12 protein-coding genes and 1 pseudogene are annotated in these 15,627 nt (G+C 66.5%); 9 read left to right on the top strand and 4 right to left on the bottom strand.

Annotation, left to right across the window (positions count from 1 at the left end; all coding sequences use genetic code 11):
* Positions 1-11: 11 nt before the first annotated feature.
* Complete coding sequence (locus IB235_RS09330; RefSeq protein WP_370576862.1) at positions 12-1,121, top strand: exonuclease SbcCD subunit D; 1,110 nt, start codon at positions 12-14, stop codon at positions 1,119-1,121.
* Positions 1,118-3,751, top strand: a complete 2,634-nt coding sequence (locus IB235_RS09325) for an AAA family ATPase (RefSeq protein ID WP_192336486.1) — start codon at positions 1,118-1,120, stop codon at positions 3,749-3,751. Before IB235_RS09330 ends, IB235_RS09325 begins: the two co-directional genes overlap by 4 nt.
* A gap of 18 nt (positions 3,752-3,769) precedes the next feature.
* On the opposite strand, the gene IB235_RS09320 is transcribed toward IB235_RS09325, so the two are convergent.
* From IB235_RS09320 to IB235_RS09305, 4 genes are read right to left on the bottom strand one after another with little or no spacing between them, the layout of a single operon-like run.
* Positions 3,770-4,852, bottom strand: coding sequence for an ABC transporter ATP-binding protein (locus IB235_RS09320; protein WP_192336485.1), 1,083 nt, complete (start codon positions 4,850-4,852; stop codon positions 3,770-3,772).
* Positions 4,853-4,854: 2 nt separating this feature from the next.
* Positions 4,855-5,742, bottom strand: coding sequence for a carbohydrate ABC transporter permease (locus IB235_RS09315; RefSeq protein ID WP_192336484.1), 888 nt, complete (start codon positions 5,740-5,742; stop codon positions 4,855-4,857).
* A complete protein-coding gene (locus IB235_RS09310; protein ID WP_192336483.1) occupies positions 5,739-6,632 on the bottom strand; it encodes a carbohydrate ABC transporter permease in 894 nt (297 codons plus the stop codon). Before IB235_RS09310 ends, IB235_RS09315 begins: the two co-directional genes overlap by 4 nt.
* Positions 6,633-6,684: 52 nt before the next feature.
* The gene (locus IB235_RS09305) at positions 6,685-7,932 is read right to left on the bottom strand and encodes an ABC transporter substrate-binding protein (protein ID WP_192336482.1); all 1,248 of its coding nucleotides are present in this window, start codon (positions 7,930-7,932) and stop codon (positions 6,685-6,687) included.
* 193 nt (positions 7,933-8,125) lie between these two features.
* Here IB235_RS09305 and IB235_RS09300 point away from each other — a divergent pair, with 193 nt between their 5' ends.
* From IB235_RS09300 to IB235_RS25835, 7 genes and pseudogenes are all read left to right on the top strand, one after another.
* Positions 8,126-9,136, top strand: a complete 1,011-nt coding sequence (locus IB235_RS09300; RefSeq protein ID WP_192336481.1) for a LacI family DNA-binding transcriptional regulator — start codon at positions 8,126-8,128, stop codon at positions 9,134-9,136.
* Complete coding sequence (locus IB235_RS09295) at positions 9,133-10,374, top strand: AGE family epimerase/isomerase (protein WP_192336480.1); 1,242 nt, start codon at positions 9,133-9,135, stop codon at positions 10,372-10,374. Before IB235_RS09300 ends, IB235_RS09295 begins: the two co-directional genes overlap by 4 nt.
* A gap of 155 nt (positions 10,375-10,529) precedes the next feature.
* A complete protein-coding gene (locus tag IB235_RS09290) occupies positions 10,530-11,513 on the top strand; it encodes an MsnO8 family LLM class oxidoreductase (RefSeq protein ID WP_192336479.1) in 984 nt (327 codons plus the stop codon).
* A gap of 15 nt (positions 11,514-11,528) precedes the next feature.
* Positions 11,529-12,869: an LLM class flavin-dependent oxidoreductase gene (locus IB235_RS09285; protein WP_192336478.1), complete on the top strand. Its 1,341-nt coding sequence runs from the start codon at positions 11,529-11,531 to the stop codon at positions 12,867-12,869.
* Positions 12,870-12,881: 12 nt separating this feature from the next.
* Positions 12,882-14,090 carry an amidohydrolase gene (locus IB235_RS09280; RefSeq protein ID WP_192336477.1) on the top strand — a complete coding sequence of 403 codons (1,209 nt, stop codon included), beginning with the start codon at positions 12,882-12,884 and terminating at the stop codon, positions 14,088-14,090.
* Positions 14,083-14,682: a GNAT family N-acetyltransferase gene (locus IB235_RS09275; protein ID WP_155039434.1), complete on the top strand. Its 600-nt coding sequence runs from the start codon at positions 14,083-14,085 to the stop codon at positions 14,680-14,682. The genes IB235_RS09280 and IB235_RS09275 overlap by 8 nt, the downstream gene beginning before the upstream one ends.
* Positions 14,679-15,482: pseudogene (locus IB235_RS25835) on the top strand (amino acid ABC transporter permease); the annotation flags it as partial. The gene IB235_RS09275 and the pseudogene IB235_RS25835, both read left to right, overlap by 4 nt.
* Between the last annotated feature and the right edge of the window lie 145 nt (positions 15,483-15,627).

Genomic DNA, 15,627 nt, shown 5'->3' with positions numbered 1-15,627 from the left:
AAGGACGCTTTGTGACACTGCGTTTCATTCATTCATCGGACCTGCATTTGGGCAAGTCCTTCGGCGCCTATCCCGAGGCGATCCGGAACCGACTGCGCGAGGCCCGGCATGGCAGCATCGCCCGGCTGGCACAGGCCGCAAGGCAAGGCGGCGCGACCACGGTGCTGCTGGCCGGTGACACCTTCGATGCCGAGACCCCTGCCCCCGAGACGCTGCGCCACGCGCTTCGCGCTATGGCCGCCGAACATGACATCACCTGGCACATGCTGCCGGGCAATCATGACAGCCTTGCCGCCTCGGAACTGTGGCGGCGGATCGCGGCGGATGGCCCGGCCAATCTGCACGCCGTCACCACGCCCGAGCCCATCGAATTTCTGCCCGGTGCCATGCTGCTGCCCGCGCCCTGCACCCAGCGCCGTCCCGGCCGCGACCTGACCGAGGCCATGGATGCGCCGACCCCTGCCGGCATGCTGCGGATCGGGCTGGGCCACGGTGCCGTCACCGATTTCTCGGCCGAGGAAGGCACGGCGGGCATCATCCCCCCGGATCGGGCTGCCCTTTCCGGGCTGGATTATCTGGCGCTTGGCGACTGGCACGGACGGCTGCAGGTCGGTCCCGCGACATGGTATTCGGGCGCGCCCGAGGCGGACGGCTTCAAGCATGCGATGACCTCCGGGGCGCTGCTGGTGTCACCGGGCACTGCGGTGCAGGTGGTCGAGACCGGGCAATTCATCTGGCAGGCGCTCGCGCTGGACCTGCTGCCCGGCGATGATCCGGTGCAGCACCTATCGCAGGCCCTGCCCGATCCGACGCTTCGCCGCGACCGGCTGTTGCGACTGGTGGCAACCGGTCGCCTGCCCTTGCAGCAGCGCGCCGCGCTGGATGCCCATGCGGCGCTGATCGGGCCGGATTTCGGCTGGTTCGATCATGACCTGCATGGCCTTGCCACCGAAACGCGGCCCGACGATCTGGACCTGATCGACCGCGCCGGAGCCTTGCGACAGGCCGCCGAGGCGCTGCTCTCTGAGGCTGGCGATGACAGCCGCACCCTTGCCGAGCGCGAAATTTCATCCGCCGCATTGGCACGGCTTTACGCCTTTGCGCAGGAGAACGGCAAATGAAGATCCGCGCCATTGAGCTGACCAACATTCGCCGTTTCGCTGGCCGCAGCGCCCGGATCGAAGGGATCGGCGACGGCATCACCGTGCTGTCCGAGCCGAATGAATTCGGCAAATCGACCTTCTTCGACGCGCTGCATGCGCTGTTCTTCGAACGCCACCGCGGCACGCGCCAGACCGTCAAGGCACTGCAACCCCATGCCGGTGGCGCGCCGGAAGCCGCGATCGAGATCGACCTGCCGCAGGGCAGCTTCCGCATCGAAAAGCGCTGGCTGTCTCGTCCGACCGCGCGGGTGCTGGACGGCAATGGCCGGATTGTCGCGCAAGATGACGAGGCCGAGGCGTGGATCGACCGGCTGCTCGGCGACGGCTTGGCCGGTCCCTCGGGGCTGCTCTGGGTGCGGCAAGGGCTGCTTGGTCTCGAACCCGAAGGCACCAATGCCAACGACAAGAATGAGCGCGAGCGGGGCTTGGGGGCGCGGCGCGATCTGCTGTCCTCGGTCGCTGGCGAGATCGAGTTGATGACCGGAGGCAGGCGGCTGGATGCAGTTCTGGCCCGCGTGGCCGAGGAACTGGGCCGGCTGGCGACGACGACGCTGAAGCCCAGGGCCGGTGCGGAATGGGCGCGTTCTGTTGATGAGGCCGCCACATTGCGCGATCAGGAAGCCGATCTGGCCGGCAAGGCCATGGGCCTGTCGGGCGATCTGGCGCGCCGGACCGAGGTGCTGCGGCAGCTGAAACAACTGGACGATCCCGAGACCGAGCGGCTTCGCAATGACGCCTTGACCCAGGCGCGCGAGGCGCAGCGCGCCGCCTTGGCCCATGCCGAGAAGCTGGCCGAGGCCCGGCAGAAACTGCGGCTGGCCGAGCTGACGGTTCAGGCCACGCAGACCGGGATCGGTCAGTTGGAGCAGCTTTCGGACCGGCTGGGCCGGGCCGAGGCTGAGCTGTCGCATGCCCGTGACAGGCTGGCGAAGGCTGAAACGGGCGCCGAGGAAGCTGCGGCTGCCGACCGTCTTGCGGCGGATGCCTTGGGCGCGGCCTCGGGGCAGGCCCAGGCGATCCGCGCGCGGCTCGATGCCGCGCAGCGGGCGCTGCTTGGCCGTGCCGCACGCGAACGGGCGACGCAGCTGCGCAAGACGCTGGAACGGGCCGAGGAGCTGCAGCGCAAGCGGGATCAGGACCGGGCGCAACGCGAGTTGACAGCTGTCAACTCGGCCAGCGTTACCCGCGCGGAATCCGCGCGAGAGGCCCGCGACCGCATTGCCGCGCAGCTTGAGGCGCAGTCGGTCAGCGTCGCCATCCGCTATGACGGCGCGCTGCGCATCAGCGCCGATGGCGAGGATATGCCCGAAGGCTGCCTGCGTCTGTCATCGGCGCGCAGCTTCCTTTTGCCGGGGATCGGGACGATGCGGGTCGATCCGGGGGCGGGTGCTGCCGAAGGTCTGGCCGAAGCCCTCACGCGGGCCAATGCCGAACTGACCGCGCGGCTGGCCGAATGCGGGGCGGCGACCGTGGCCGAGGCCCGGCAGCGGCTGGCCGAAACCCAGCGGCTGGATCAGGCGATGCAGGCCAGCGCCGCGCTGCTGGCCGAGTTGGCGCCGCAGGGCCTTGATACGCTGCGGCAGGAACTGGCGCGGGCCGAGGCCGGGGCAGGGCGCGCCGAGGAACCGGTCGAAGATCCGGCTGGACTGGAGGCTGCCTTGGCTGCGGCGCTGGCCGCCGAGGCCGAGGCGCGCGCGCAGTCTGGTGCGGTCCATGCCCGTGCGGTGACGGCGGGCGAGGGCAGGGCGGTCGCCCGCTCGACTGCTCAGGTCGCGCAGGCGGCAGCCGAGGCGGCGCGGATCGACGCGGGCGATCTGGGGCAGCTGGCCGGGCGCCTGCACGGGTTGCGCGCCGATCTGGCCTTGCAGACCGGGCTGCAAACCGAAGCGGTCGCACTGTGCCAGACGCTTGAGGCCGCCGCGCCGGATCTGGAAACGGTTCAGGCCCGGCTGGCGCGTGCGGAATCCGTCGTGACGCAGGCCCAGCAAGGCCGCGAAAGGCTGCGCGGCGAATATGCGACGCTGAACGGCTCGATCGGGGCGCTGGCCGAGCAGGGGATCGAGGAGCGGCTGGACGAAGTGCGCGGCAAGCTGACCGCAGCCGAGGCCCGCGCGGCGCGCTACGCCGCCGAGGTGCAGGCCCTTGCCCGTCTGCGCAGCGCCTTGGAGGATGCCCGCCGCAAGGCCCGCGATGCCTATTTCGCGCCGGTGCTGCGGGAACTAGAACCGCTGCTGTCGGTGCTGCATCCGGGCGCTGCCATGCAGATCGACGACCAAAGCCTGCTGCCGGTGGCGCTGACCCGCAACGGTCAGCAGGAATCGCTGGATATCCTGTCGGGTGGCACGCGCGAACAGATCGCCATCCTGACCCGTCTGGCCTTTGCCCGGCTTTATGCCCATGCCGGGCAGTCGGTTCCGGTGATCCTTGACGATGCGCTGGTCCATAGCGACGACGACCGGATCGAGGCGATGTTCACCGCCTTGCACCGGGTCGCCAAGGATCAGCAGATCATCGTCCTGACCTGTCGGCAGCGCGCCTTTGCCGCGCTTGGTGGCACGCGGGCGACGGCGGTGATCAGCGCGATTTGAAGAATGCGGGGTCGGGCATCAATGTCCGGCCCCGTCGATCCGTTCGCGGCTTTCACCGTCGAAAATCACCGCGCGGCTGATATCCAGAGTGATCCGCAAATTCTCATTCAGTTGCGGATCAGATGTGGCGGGAAGGCGTGCACTCAGATGTGCCGATCCCAGCCTGAGCCAGACGAAAACATCCGAACCGGTCGGTTCCACGATTTCAACGGGCAGGTCAAGGGCCTCAACTCCATTGCCCTCGGCCGAGATGTTCTCAGACCGGATACCAAAGACGATCCGACGCCCGACGCGCAGCGCAAAGGGCAGGGGCAGCAGGCGATCCGGGGCGGCATCGGGGGCCATGTGGCGGCCATCGCCCGCGACCTGACCCGGCAGCATGTTCATCGCGGGCGAGCCCATGAAATCCGCGACAAACATATTGGCGGGGCGGTTGTAGATTTCCGAGGGCGTGCCCGCCTGCTGGATCACCCCGTCCTTCATCACCACGATTTGCGTCGCCAGCGTCATCGCCTCGATCTGGTCATGGGTGACATAGATGATGGTGGCGCCGGTCTGCTGATGCAGGCGCTTGATCTCGGCCCGGACCTCGACCCGCAGTTTCGCGTCAAGGTTCGACAGCGGCTCATCGAACAGGAACAGGCGGGGCTTGCGGACCAGCGCGCGGGCCATGGCGACGCGTTGGCGCTGGCCGCCCGACAGCTGCCCGGGGCGGCGGTCCAGCAGATGTTCGATCTGCAGGGTCTTGCCGACGGCGCGGATTTCGTCCTCACGCTGCGCCTTGGGCGTGCCGGACATCTCCAGCGGAAAGCCGATATTCTGGGCGACGGTCATGTTCGGGTACAGCGCATAGGACTGGAACACCATGGCGATGTCGCGCTTGGACGGGTGCAGGGCCAGCACGCTTTGCCCGTCGATGCGGATGTCGCCCGCGGTCGGCGGCTGCAACCCGGCGATGGCGTTGAGCAGCGTGGACTTGCCGCAGCCCGAGGGGCCGACAAGGACCAGAAAGCCGCCTTTCTCCAGCGCGACATCGATCCCTTTCAGGATGTGGTTTCCGCCGATGCTGCGTTCCAGCCGGGTGATTTCGATGAATGCCATAACTATCCCTTGACTGCGCCCGCCATCAGCCCGCGCATGAAATAACGCCCGGCCAGGACATAGACGATCAGCGTGGGCAGGGCCGCGATCACCGCCGCCGCCATGTCCACATTGTATTCCTTGACCCCGGTTGACGACGACACGAGGTTGTTCAACGCCACCGTCATCGGCGCGCTTTCCCCGGCGGCGAAGCTGACGCCGAACAGGAAGTCGTTCCAGATATTGGTGAACTGGTAGATCACGCAGACCACGATGATCGGCGCGGAGGAGGGCAGCAGGATGCGCCGGAAGATGGTGAAGAAGCCCGCCCCGTCCATCTGCGCGGAATGGATCAACTCGGTCGGGAAAGCCTCATAGTAGTTGCGAAAGAACAAAGTGGTGAAGCCAAGGCCATAGACGACATGGACCAGCACCAGCCCCGTTATGCTGTTCGACAGGCCCAGCATGCCCAGCACCCGCGCCATCGGGATCAGCACCGATTGGAAGGGGATGAAGCAGGCAAACAGCATCAGCCCGAAGACGATCTTGTGGCCACGGAACCGCCATTTGGTCAGCACATAGCCATTCAGCGCGCCCAGCATGGTCGAGATCAGAACCGCCGGAACCACCATGCGCAGCGAGTTCCAGAAATAGCCCTTGATCCCCTCGCAGGTGACGCCGATGCAGGCGCTGCCCCATGCCTTGAGCCATGGCTCGACCGTGGGATCGCGGGGCAGGGCAAGGATGTCGCCGCGCCGGATCTCATCCAGCGACTTGAAGGATGTGGCCAGCATGACGAATAGCGGCGTCAGGTAGACGGCGGCAAAGATCAGCAGCAAGCCATAGATCACCACCCGGTTCAGCCAGCCCGGACCTGCGGCGGTGGCGATGGCAGCCTCGCGCACGGTCATCGCCGATCCTCGCGCAGTTCCGAATACAGATAGGGGACCATGATCGCGGCAATGCCCATCAGCATGATCATCGCGGATGCCGAGCCCACCGCCATCTGGCTGCGGGTAAAGGTATAGGAATACATGAAGGTCGAGGGCAGCTCGGTCGCGTTGCCGGGTCCGCCTCCGGTCAGGGCGATGACAAGGTCGTAGGACTTGATCGCCATATGCGCCAGCACGATCACCGCCGAGAGAAACGCGGGCCGCAGCAGCGGGATGACGATGCGGCGATAGATGGTAAAGGTTGATGCCCCGTCGATGGTCGCGGCCTTCAGCATCTCATTGTCGATACCGCGCAAGCCCGCCAGAAACATCGCCATGACAAAGCCCGAGGCTTGCCAGATGCCGGCGATGGCGACGGTATAGATCGCCATGTCGGGCCGGACCAGCCAGTCAAAGGTGAAGCTTTCGAAGCCCCAGCCGCGCACCGTGTTCTGGATGCCCATGCCGGGGTTCAGGAACCATTTCCACGCGGTTCCCGTCACCACGAAGGAAAGTGCCATCGGATACAGATAGATCGGCCGCAGCGCGCCTTCGATCCGGATGCGCTGGTCCAGCAGGATCGCCAGCATCAGCCCCAGCGCGATGCAGATGGTAATGTAGAGCGAACCAAAGATCGCCAGATTCTTCAGCGCCATATACCAGCTGGGCTGCGCGAACAGGCGTTCATAGGCATCAAAACCCGCCCATTTATAGACCGGCAGGATGCGCGACTTGGACATGGACAGCACCGCCGTCCAGACGATGAAGCCATAGACAAAGACCAGCACCAGCGCGAAGGACGGCGCCAGCACCAGTTTCGGCAGCCAGTCCTGCAGGCCGCGCTTGAGCCCGGGGGCGGGTTGGGACATCGGTTTGCTTTCAAGGGAAAGGGCAGGCCCGCGCGGGGCCTGCCACTGGACCTTACTTCGCGCTAGCGACGGCCTCGGGCAGGCGTTTCAGCGCTTCATCCGTGCTGATCTGACCGTTCAGATGCTGGGTCACCACGTCGAAGATCGCCTCCTTGACCGCGCCGGGCTGGCCGTGGCCATGGGCAAGCGATCCGGCCAAAGTGCCGCCCGCTGCGGCCTCGGCCAGATCCTTCATGCCCTTCTTGCCGCAATCGTCGAAGGCGGTGTCGGGCACGTCGGTCCGCGCCGGGACCGAGCCCTTGACGGTGTTGAAGGCGACCTGGAAGGCCGGGTCCTCGACCGCTGAGGCCATCTTCAGCTGGGCGCTGCGCTTTTCATCATCGCCCAGATCGAACATCACGAACTGGTCCGAGTTGAACAGAACATTGCCCTGCGTTCCGGGGAAGCGGATGCAGACGAAATCGGTTCCGGGCACCTGCTTGGCGCGCAGGAACTCGCCCTTGGCCCAGTCGCCCATCTGCTGCGCGCCGGCCTTGCCCTCGATCACCATGGCCGAGGACAGGTTCCAGTCCCGCCCCGAGAAGCTGTCGTCGAAATAGCTGCGCAGCTTGGTCATGTCGTCAAAGACCTTGCGCATGGTGTCGCCGCCAAGCGCCGCCGGGTCGGATTCGATCACCGCCTTCTTGTAGAAATCCATGCCGCCTTCCGACAGCACCACGGCTTCCCACATCGTGCCGTCCTGCCAGGGCTGGCCGCCATGGGCCAAGGGGGTGATGCCCTGCGCCTTGAAGTTGTCGAGCAGCGCGAACAGCTCGGTCATGTTTTCCGGGGCCTTGCCGCCCGCCTTGTCCAGCGCGGCCTTGTTGATCCACAGCCAGTTGGTCGAATGGACGTTGACCGGGGCGGCGATCCAGTGCCCGTCGAATTTCGAGAAGTCCTGCAGCGCCGCCGGGACCACCTTGTCCCAGCCCTGTTCCGTCGCCAGATCGTCCAGATTGCCAAGGACGCCCATCTCGGCCCAGTCCTTGATGTCAAAGCCCAGCATCTGCACGGCGGTCGGCGGGTCGCCAGCCGTCACCCGCGCCCGCAGCGCGGTCATCGCCTGCACGCCAGACCCACCGGCCACCGGCATGTCCTTCCAGGCCACGCCCTTCTTGGCCAGATCGTCCTTCAGCACCCCCAGCGCCGCAGCCTCGCCGCCCGAGGTCCACCAATGCAGGACCTCGACGCTTTCTTCAGCACGGGCCGCGCCAAAGGCCATGATGGAAATGGCCGTTCCGGCCAGCAGGATTCTTCGCATTTATCCCTCCCAAAGCCGGCTCCCTTCCGGCAGATCATTTATAACGTTTCAAACAAGCGACCTGTCAACGGTGATGATGGGCGTCAGATTGCCGATTTACCTGCGGAAATGTGCAGGACGGGTGTTTTCTAAACGCCCGCGTGTATTTAAATCGTTTTCAGGGACGCGAATCACGGCGACCCAAGGGGGGAAGATGACCAGACCGACATTGCGCACCATCGCGGCGCAGGCGGAACTGGCCGTGGCCACCGTGTCGCGGGCCTTGGCGGATGATCCGCAGATCGCGCCGGACACCCGCGCGCGGGTCCGGCAGATCGCGGCGCAGCTGGGCTATTCGCCCGACCGCGCGGCGCAGCGTCTGCGCACCGGGCGCACCAATGTCGTGGCCTTCCTGCTGAACCCGCATGAGGAGATTCTGGGCTACGGCCAGTCGATGATCCGCGGCCTGACCGAGGCCCTGCGCGGCACGCAATATCATCTGGTGATCATGCCGGTCTTTGCCGACCGCCCGGCGATCGAGCCGGTCGAGAATATCCTGCGCAACCGGCTGGCCGACGGGATCATCTTCTCGCGCACCACGCCCGACGATCTGCGGGTGCGGTTGCTTATGGAGCATGGCTTTCCCTTTGTCTGCCATGGCCGGACCGAGCTGGCGACGCCGCATCCTTACGTCGATTACGACAATTTCGGCTTTGCCCATGCGGCGGCGGCCCGGCTGATTGCGCAGGGCGCGCGCCGCCCCTGCCTGATCCCCGCACCCGAGGGGCTGACCTTTGCCCAGCATCTGCGCATGGGTTTCCTGCGCGCCTGCGGCGAGGCCGGCATTCAGGGCGAGATCCTGTCGGGCGTCACGCTGGACGCCACCCCTGACGCGATCCGGTCCCGCGTCACCGACCTGATTGCCGAAGACAGGCTGCCCGATGGCTTTGTCTGTCCCGGCGAAATCAGCGCCATGGCGGTCCATGCCGCCTGCAGCGATGCCGGGCGGCAGACGCGCATCGTGATGAAGCACACCTCGGGCATGGCCGGGATCATCCGCCCGCATTTCGACAGCATCTTCGAGGATCTGGCCGAGGCGGGCGAGGCGATGGGCCGCAACCTGCTGCGCGCCATCGCCGGCGATCCGCCCACCGCGTTGCAGGTCCTGCAACCCGCCCCGCCCATCGCCGCAAGCCCCAACACCGGAACGGAGACCCCCGCATGACCCTGCCGAATGACGCGATCCCCGCTGACGCCCCATGGTGGGGGACCGACGCCCATCGCCGCTTCCTGCTGACCGATGCGGCGCGGCAGTTCGAGTTCTTTGGCCGGTCGCTGGACCCTTCGGGCGGTTTTCACGCGCAGGATTACGCCGGACGCCCGATCCCCGACGCGCCGCGCGAATTGCATGCGACGACGCGCATGGTCCATTCCTTTGCCCTTGGTCATCTGATGGGGGTGAAGGGCGCCGATGACATGGTCGATCATGGCATGAAGGCGATCTGGAACCTGCATCGCGACCCGGATCACGGCGGCTACCTATGGTCCTTCGCGCCGGGCGGCGGGGTCGCCGATGGGACGAAGCTGGCTTACGGCCATGCCTTCGTGCTGCTGGCCGCCGCCAGCGCCAAACAGGCGGGCCATCCCGATGCCGACCGCCTGCTGGCCGATATCCGCGAGGTGATCGAGGCCCGCTTCTGGGACCATGCCCGTGGCCGCATGTCCGAGGAATATGCCCGCGACTGGCAGCAGATTTCCACCTATCGCGGCATGAACGCCAACATGCACATGTCCGAGGCGCTGCTGGCTGCCTATGAGGCCACCGGCGAGGATGTCTTCCTGCACCGCGCCTTGGGCATCTTCGATTTCTTCATCGGTCAGGTCGGCGCGGCGCATGGCTGGCGCCTGCCCGAGCATTACACCGAGGATTGGCAGATCGACGCGGGCTATGAGGGCAACCCGATGTTCCGGCCCCGGGGCACGACGCCGGGCCATTCCTTTGAGCTGGCGCGGCTGCTGTTGCAGGCATGGGATCTGGGCGGACGCCTGGACACGAAGCTGCCGGAATGGGCCGGGCAGCTTTACAGCCGCGCTTTGGCCGATGGCTGGGACAAGGCGCGCGGCGGCATCATCTATACCGTCGATCTGGCGGGCCAGCCTTTGCGCACCAACCGCTACTGGTGGCCGGTGACCGAGGCGATCGGGGCCGGGGCGGCGCTGCTGAAGGCCGGGGGTGATGCCGCGCGCGAACAGGAATACCGCAGGTTCTGGCAGGACGGATCGCGGCTGTTCATCGACCATGTGAAGGGCGGCTGGTTCCCCGAGATCGACGACCAGAACCGCCCCGACGCCCTGCAATTCGCCGGAAAACCCGACATTTATCACGCCATTCAGGCCGATCTGCTGCCACTGCTGCCGGGGCTGTCGCATGCCGCACGCGAAATGCCGCTGCTGAAGAGCTGATCCGATTCCCGCGGCCGGGCAGGGGGGAATTCTTCTCTTGGCTGCGGGGCGGAAAGCGGCTTCATTCGCTTTCCGCGCGAAAATCGACCGGTGCCGTTCATTGCCAGAAAAGACGATCAAGCCTATCGTCTTTACAGCAATGAACGGAGCCGCAGATGACCTATCGCCTGAGCCTACTGGACAAATCGCCCATCGCGCCGGGATCGACCGGGGCCGAGGCGCTTCACCTGACGCTGGATTATGCGCGGCTGGCCGACCGGCTGGGCTATCACCGTTTCTGGCTGGCCGAACACCACGCGCTTCCCAGCCTTGCCAGCGCCGCGCCGGAAATCCTGATCGCCCAGATCGCGGCGCTGACCCGGCGCATCCGCGTCGGCAGCGGCGGCGTGCTGCTGCAGCATTACAGCGCCTTCAAGGTGGCGGAACTGTTCTCGGTTCTGGCGTCGCTTGCGCCGGGGCGGATCGATCTGGGCATCGGCAAGTCTCCGGGCGGGCTGCCCTTGGCGACGCGCGCCCTGCAACGGGAACTGAACCCCGACAGCGCCCGCCAGCTTGACCGCAAGCTGTCGGAACTGGCCGAATGGCTGGCGGGCGGGCGCGACGATGTGGTGATCCAGCCCCGGCCCGCCATTGCGCCCGAAGCCTTTCTGCTGGGCGGCAGCCCGGCCAGCGCCGAACGCGCCGCGAAGCTGGGCTGGAACTTCGTCCATGCCGGGCATCAGGACGGCGACCGCGGCAATACGCTGGAAACGCTGGCGCGCTTCGAATCCATCGCCGGTTTCCGCCCGGCCATCGCCGTGCAGGCCTTTGCCGCGCCCAGCCGGGCCGAGGCCGAGGACCGCGTGGCGGGTCTGAAAGTCGTGCGGCTGCATCTGCCCGACGGTCATGCGGTGAACCTCGGCTCCGAGGAAGCGGCGCTGGACTATGCCCGCCAATATGGCGCGACCGAATGGGGGATCGAGGAAAAGCAGCCCACCGTGATCGCCGGAACCGCCGAGGACGTGCTGTCCCAGTTGCAGGCCCTGCATCTGGATCTGGGCGTCGGCGAATTCATCATCGACCAGCCCGTGGCCGAGCGCGACGCGCGCCTGCGCTCGATTGAGCTGATTGCCCAACATGCGGCGCGTGCCGCGGCTTGACGAAAGGAACCTGACATGACCGGCAAACCGATCTCCTTTGGCCTGATGCTGCATGGTGCGGGCGGGCATATGAATTCATGGAAACACCCGTCCGGCCCGGCGGATGCCAGCGTCAACGCGGATTTCTATATCCGCCAGACGCAAAAGGCCGAGGCCGCGGGCATCGCCTTCGTCTTTGTCGCGGATGGGCTTTACATCAACGAAAAGTCGATCCCGCATTTCCTGAACCGGTTCGAGCCGCTGACCATCCTGTCGGCGCTGGCCGTGGCCACCGACCGGATCGGGCTGGCGGGGACGATCTCGACCTCGTATTCCGACCCCTATACCACGGCGCGGCAACTGGCCTCGCTGGACCTGATCTCGGGCGGGCGGGCCGGGTGGAACGTGGTCACCACGCCCTTGGAGGGCAGTGGGCTGAACTATTCCCGCGCCCATCCCGACCACGCCCTGCGCTATGAGATTGCCGATGAATACCTGTCGGTGACGCAGGGGCTGTGGGACAGCTGGGACGAGGACGCGGTGATCCGCGACCGCGAGACCGGGCGTTTCTTTGATCCCGACGGGTTGCACACGCTGAACCACAAGGGCCGCTTCTTCAACGTGGCCGGGCCGCTGAATGCGCCGCGCTCCAAGCAGGGGCAGCCGGTGATCTTTCAGGCGGGGTCATCCGATGCCGGGATCGCGCTGGCCGGGAAATATGCCGATGCGGTCTTTACGCATTCGCCCTCGCTTGAGGAAACCCGCGCCTTCACCACCCGCGTCAAGGATGCCGCCGTGGCGCATGGCCGGTCGCGCGACGATGTGAAGATCTATCCCGGCATTTCCCCCATCGTCGGCGACACCCGCGAGGAGGCCGAGGAGAAATACCGCATCATCCAGAACCTGCTGTCGATCGAAGACGCGCTGGCCTATCTGGGCCGCTTCTTCGACCACCACGATTTCAGCCAGTATGATCTGGACGCGCCCTTCCCGGATCTGGGCGATATCGGCCGCAACAGCTTCCGCTCGACCACCGACCGGATCAAGGCCGATGCCCGCGACCACGGGCTGACCCTGCGCGAAGTGGCCTTGGCCGCCGCGACCCCGCGCCCGAACTTCCTGGGCACCGGGGCCGAGGTCGCGGATGAAATCATCCGCTGGATCGACGCCGGTGCCAGCGACGGTTTCATCCTTGGCTTCTCGATCTCGGCCGAGGGCCTGGACGATTTCACCCGCCTTGTGATCCCCGAACTGGTGGCGCGCGGTCGCTATGACACCGTGCTGCACGGCGAAACCCTGCGCGACAATCTGGGCCTGCCCCGCAAGGCCAGCCGTTATGCGCAGGTTCCCCCGCCGCGACGCGCCAGTATCGCCTGAAGGAGAAAGACCATGACCATCGCCGCCAAGGTGACGGCCCCGCTGGGGGCCGAAGGACCCCGCACGCCCGCATGGATCGCGGGAAGGATCGAGGACTTCGTGGCCCTGCGCCATGAATTCCACGCCGCCCCGGAACTGGCCTTTCACGAGGTCCAGACCAGCGCCCGCATCGCCGAACTGCTGACCCGCTGGGGCTATCAGGTGCGGCGGCTGGCCCGGACCGGTATCGTCGCCACGCTGGAAAACGGCGATGGCCCGGCCCTTGCCATCCGCGCCGACATCGACGCGCTGCCGATTGCCGAGACGACCGGCCTGCCCTTTGCCAGCACCAATGCGGGCGTGATGCATGCCTGCGGCCATGACGGGCATATGGCGATCCTGCTGGCCGCCGCGCATCACCTGTCGCTGACCCGGCGCTTTCGCGGCACGCTGCGGCTGATCTTTCAACCCGCCGAGGAAATCGGCGCGGGGGCCAAGGCGCTGCTCGAGGCCGGGTTGTTCCGCGACCAGCCGGTTGACGCGATCTTTGGCCTGCATAACTGGCCGGGGGTGGCGGCGGGCCATTTCGGCTTTGTCGAAGGCCCGGCCATGGCCGCCGTCGACAAGGTCGAGGCCGTGATCCGTGGCCGCGGTGGCCACGGGGCGGAACCGCATCTGGCCATCGACCCGGTGGTTGCCGCCGCCCATGCGGTGACCGCGCTGCAAACCGTGGTCGCGCGCAATACCGACCCTCGTGAGACGGCGGTGGTCACGGTTGCCTCGATCCATGGGGGTGCTGCCTCGAACGTGATCCCCGATCGGGTGGAACTGGCGCTGACCCTGCGCAGCTTTTCGGATGCCGTCCGCGACCGGCTGCGCGACCGCGTGCCCGCGATCATCGACGGGGTCAGCGCGAGCCTTGGGGCGGCGGCGGATGTGGTCCTGACCCCCGGCTTTCCCAGCGTCGTGAACAGCGTCGAGGAAACCCGTCTGATCCGCCGCGTCGCGGTCGAGCGTTTCGGCGCGGCGGCGGTGCTGGAGGGGTTCGCCCCGCGCACCGCGTCGGAGGACTTCGCCTTTTACCTGCACCACCGCCCCGGCAGCTTTGTCTTTGTCGGCAATGGCGATGGCCCGGCCCTGCACAGCCCCGATTACCGCTTCAACGACGACATTATCGGCCCCGCAGCCGCCCTTTGGGTCGCGCTCGCCGAACGCTTTCTGACAGGAGGAGCAGATGCGTGACATCATCATCCATTCCAACCCCAACGACCCGCAGGCCCGGCCGCTGGTCGAGGATCTGATCCGCGAATATGACCGCCGCTACGGCACCCTGTTCAGCGCCGGCGGCGCGCGGGAGGAACTTTACCGCTACCCGCCCGAGGCATTCGCCCCCCCGCATGGTGCCTTCATGCTGCTTTTGCGCGACGAAAAGACCATCGGCGGCGGCGCTTTCATGCGCTACGACGAGGATACCGCCGAACTCAAGCGCATCTGGACCCATAAGGATGAGCGCCGTCAGGGACTGGCTCGGCGCGTGGTCAATGCGCTGGAATATCGCGCGGTGGAACTGGGCTATACCCGGCTTTACCTGACCACCGGCTTCCGCCAGCCCGAGGCGCAGCGGCTGTATCTGGGTCTTGGCTATCGCCCGCTGTTCGATCCCGACCTGCCGCCCGAGCTTTACGGCACCTTGCCCTTTGAAAAGCATATCGGCGCGCTGGCCGGTCGGCAGGGCACCACGCCCTTGCGCCAACCTGCGGCCTCGGCCGAGGAGGCCATCGCTGCCGTCGCCGCCCGCAAGGCGGCCCCCCATCCGGGAGGACCCACCCCATGAGCGTCATCGATATCGACGGCGGGCCGCGTTTGCCGCGCGCCTCGGCGGCCGAGCTTTCGGATCTGCGGGTGATCCCGGTCCGTCACCGCGCCCGCACATTGGCCACGATCGCGGCCAGCATCATCCTGTTGCTGATCCTGCAATCGGTCCTTGGCAATCCCCGCTGGGGTTGGGGCGTCTTTGCCGAATGGTTCCTGTCCGAACCGGTTCTGGTCGGGCTGGGCCGCACCCTGCTGCTGACGGCGGTTGGCGCGGTCCTGGGTTTCGCGCTGGGGACCCTGCTGGCGCTTGCACGGGTGTCCAGCGCGCCGCTGATGGTGGCGCTGTCCTGGGGCTTCATCTGGCTGTTCCGCTCGATCCCGCTGATCGTGCTGCTGCTGATCCTGAACAACCTTGGCTATCTGTATCAGACGGTGTCGCTGGGCGTGCCCTTTACCGACATCACCTTCGCCAGCTGGTCGACGACGCAACTGATGACGCCGTTTCTGGCCGCCGTTCTGGGGCTGACCCTGAACCTTGGCGCCTTCTCGGCCGAGGTGATCCGTGGCGGCATCCTGTCTGTCGATCAGGGCCAGCACGAGGCCGCGGCCAGCCTTGGCCTGCCGCGTGGGCATCAGGCGCGCCGCATCGTTCTGCCGCAGGCGATGCGCGCCATCGTGCCGACCGCCTTCAATGAAATCATCGGCTTGGCCAAAGGCACGTCGATGGTCTATGTGCTGGCGCTGCCGGAACTGTTCTATACCGTGCAGATCATCTATCGCCGCAACCTCGAGGTCATTCCGCTGCTGATGGTGGCGACGGTCTGGTACCTGATCATCCTGTCGGTGCTGTCGGTGATCCAGTACCACATCGAACGCCACTATGCCCGTGGCGCGGTGCGGACCCTGCCGCCCAATGCCTTCCGGGTGTTCTTTGCCCGCCTTGGCCTGGTGCCCCTGACCCCGC

This window comes from Paracoccus sp. PAR01 (assembly GCF_014851995.1).
Classification (GTDB): domain Bacteria; phylum Pseudomonadota; class Alphaproteobacteria; order Rhodobacterales; family Rhodobacteraceae; genus Paracoccus; species Paracoccus litorisediminis.
This window is presented reverse-complemented; position numbering and strand designations above follow the sequence as displayed.

Bases quoted from the DNA above. Each gene is read 5' to 3' on its own strand.
- IB235_RS09280 (WP_192336477.1), top strand. From the start codon at position 12,882: ATGACCATCGCCGCCAAGGTGACGGCCCCGCTGGGGGCCGAAGGACCC.
- IB235_RS09320 (WP_192336485.1), bottom strand. From the start codon at position 4,852: ATGGCATTCATCGAAATCACCCGGCTGGAACGCAGCATCGGCGGAAAC.
- IB235_RS09290 (WP_192336479.1), top strand. From the start codon at position 10,530: ATGACCTATCGCCTGAGCCTACTGGACAAATCGCCCATCGCGCCGGGA.
- IB235_RS09315 (WP_192336484.1), bottom strand. From the start codon at position 5,742: ATGACCGTGCGCGAGGCTGCCATCGCCACCGCCGCAGGTCCGGGCTGG.
- IB235_RS09310 (WP_192336483.1), bottom strand. From the start codon at position 6,632: ATGTCCCAACCCGCCCCCGGGCTCAAGCGCGGCCTGCAGGACTGGCTG.
- IB235_RS09305 (WP_192336482.1), bottom strand. From the start codon at position 7,932: ATGCGAAGAATCCTGCTGGCCGGAACGGCCATTTCCATCATGGCCTTT.
- IB235_RS09295 (WP_192336480.1), top strand. From the start codon at position 9,133: ATGACCCTGCCGAATGACGCGATCCCCGCTGACGCCCCATGGTGGGGG.
- IB235_RS09275 (WP_155039434.1), top strand. From the start codon at position 14,083: ATGCGTGACATCATCATCCATTCCAACCCCAACGACCCGCAGGCCCGG.
- IB235_RS09285 (WP_192336478.1), top strand. From the start codon at position 11,529: ATGACCGGCAAACCGATCTCCTTTGGCCTGATGCTGCATGGTGCGGGC.
- IB235_RS09325 (WP_192336486.1), top strand. From the start codon at position 1,118: ATGAAGATCCGCGCCATTGAGCTGACCAACATTCGCCGTTTCGCTGGC.
- IB235_RS09300 (WP_192336481.1), top strand. From the start codon at position 8,126: ATGACCAGACCGACATTGCGCACCATCGCGGCGCAGGCGGAACTGGCC.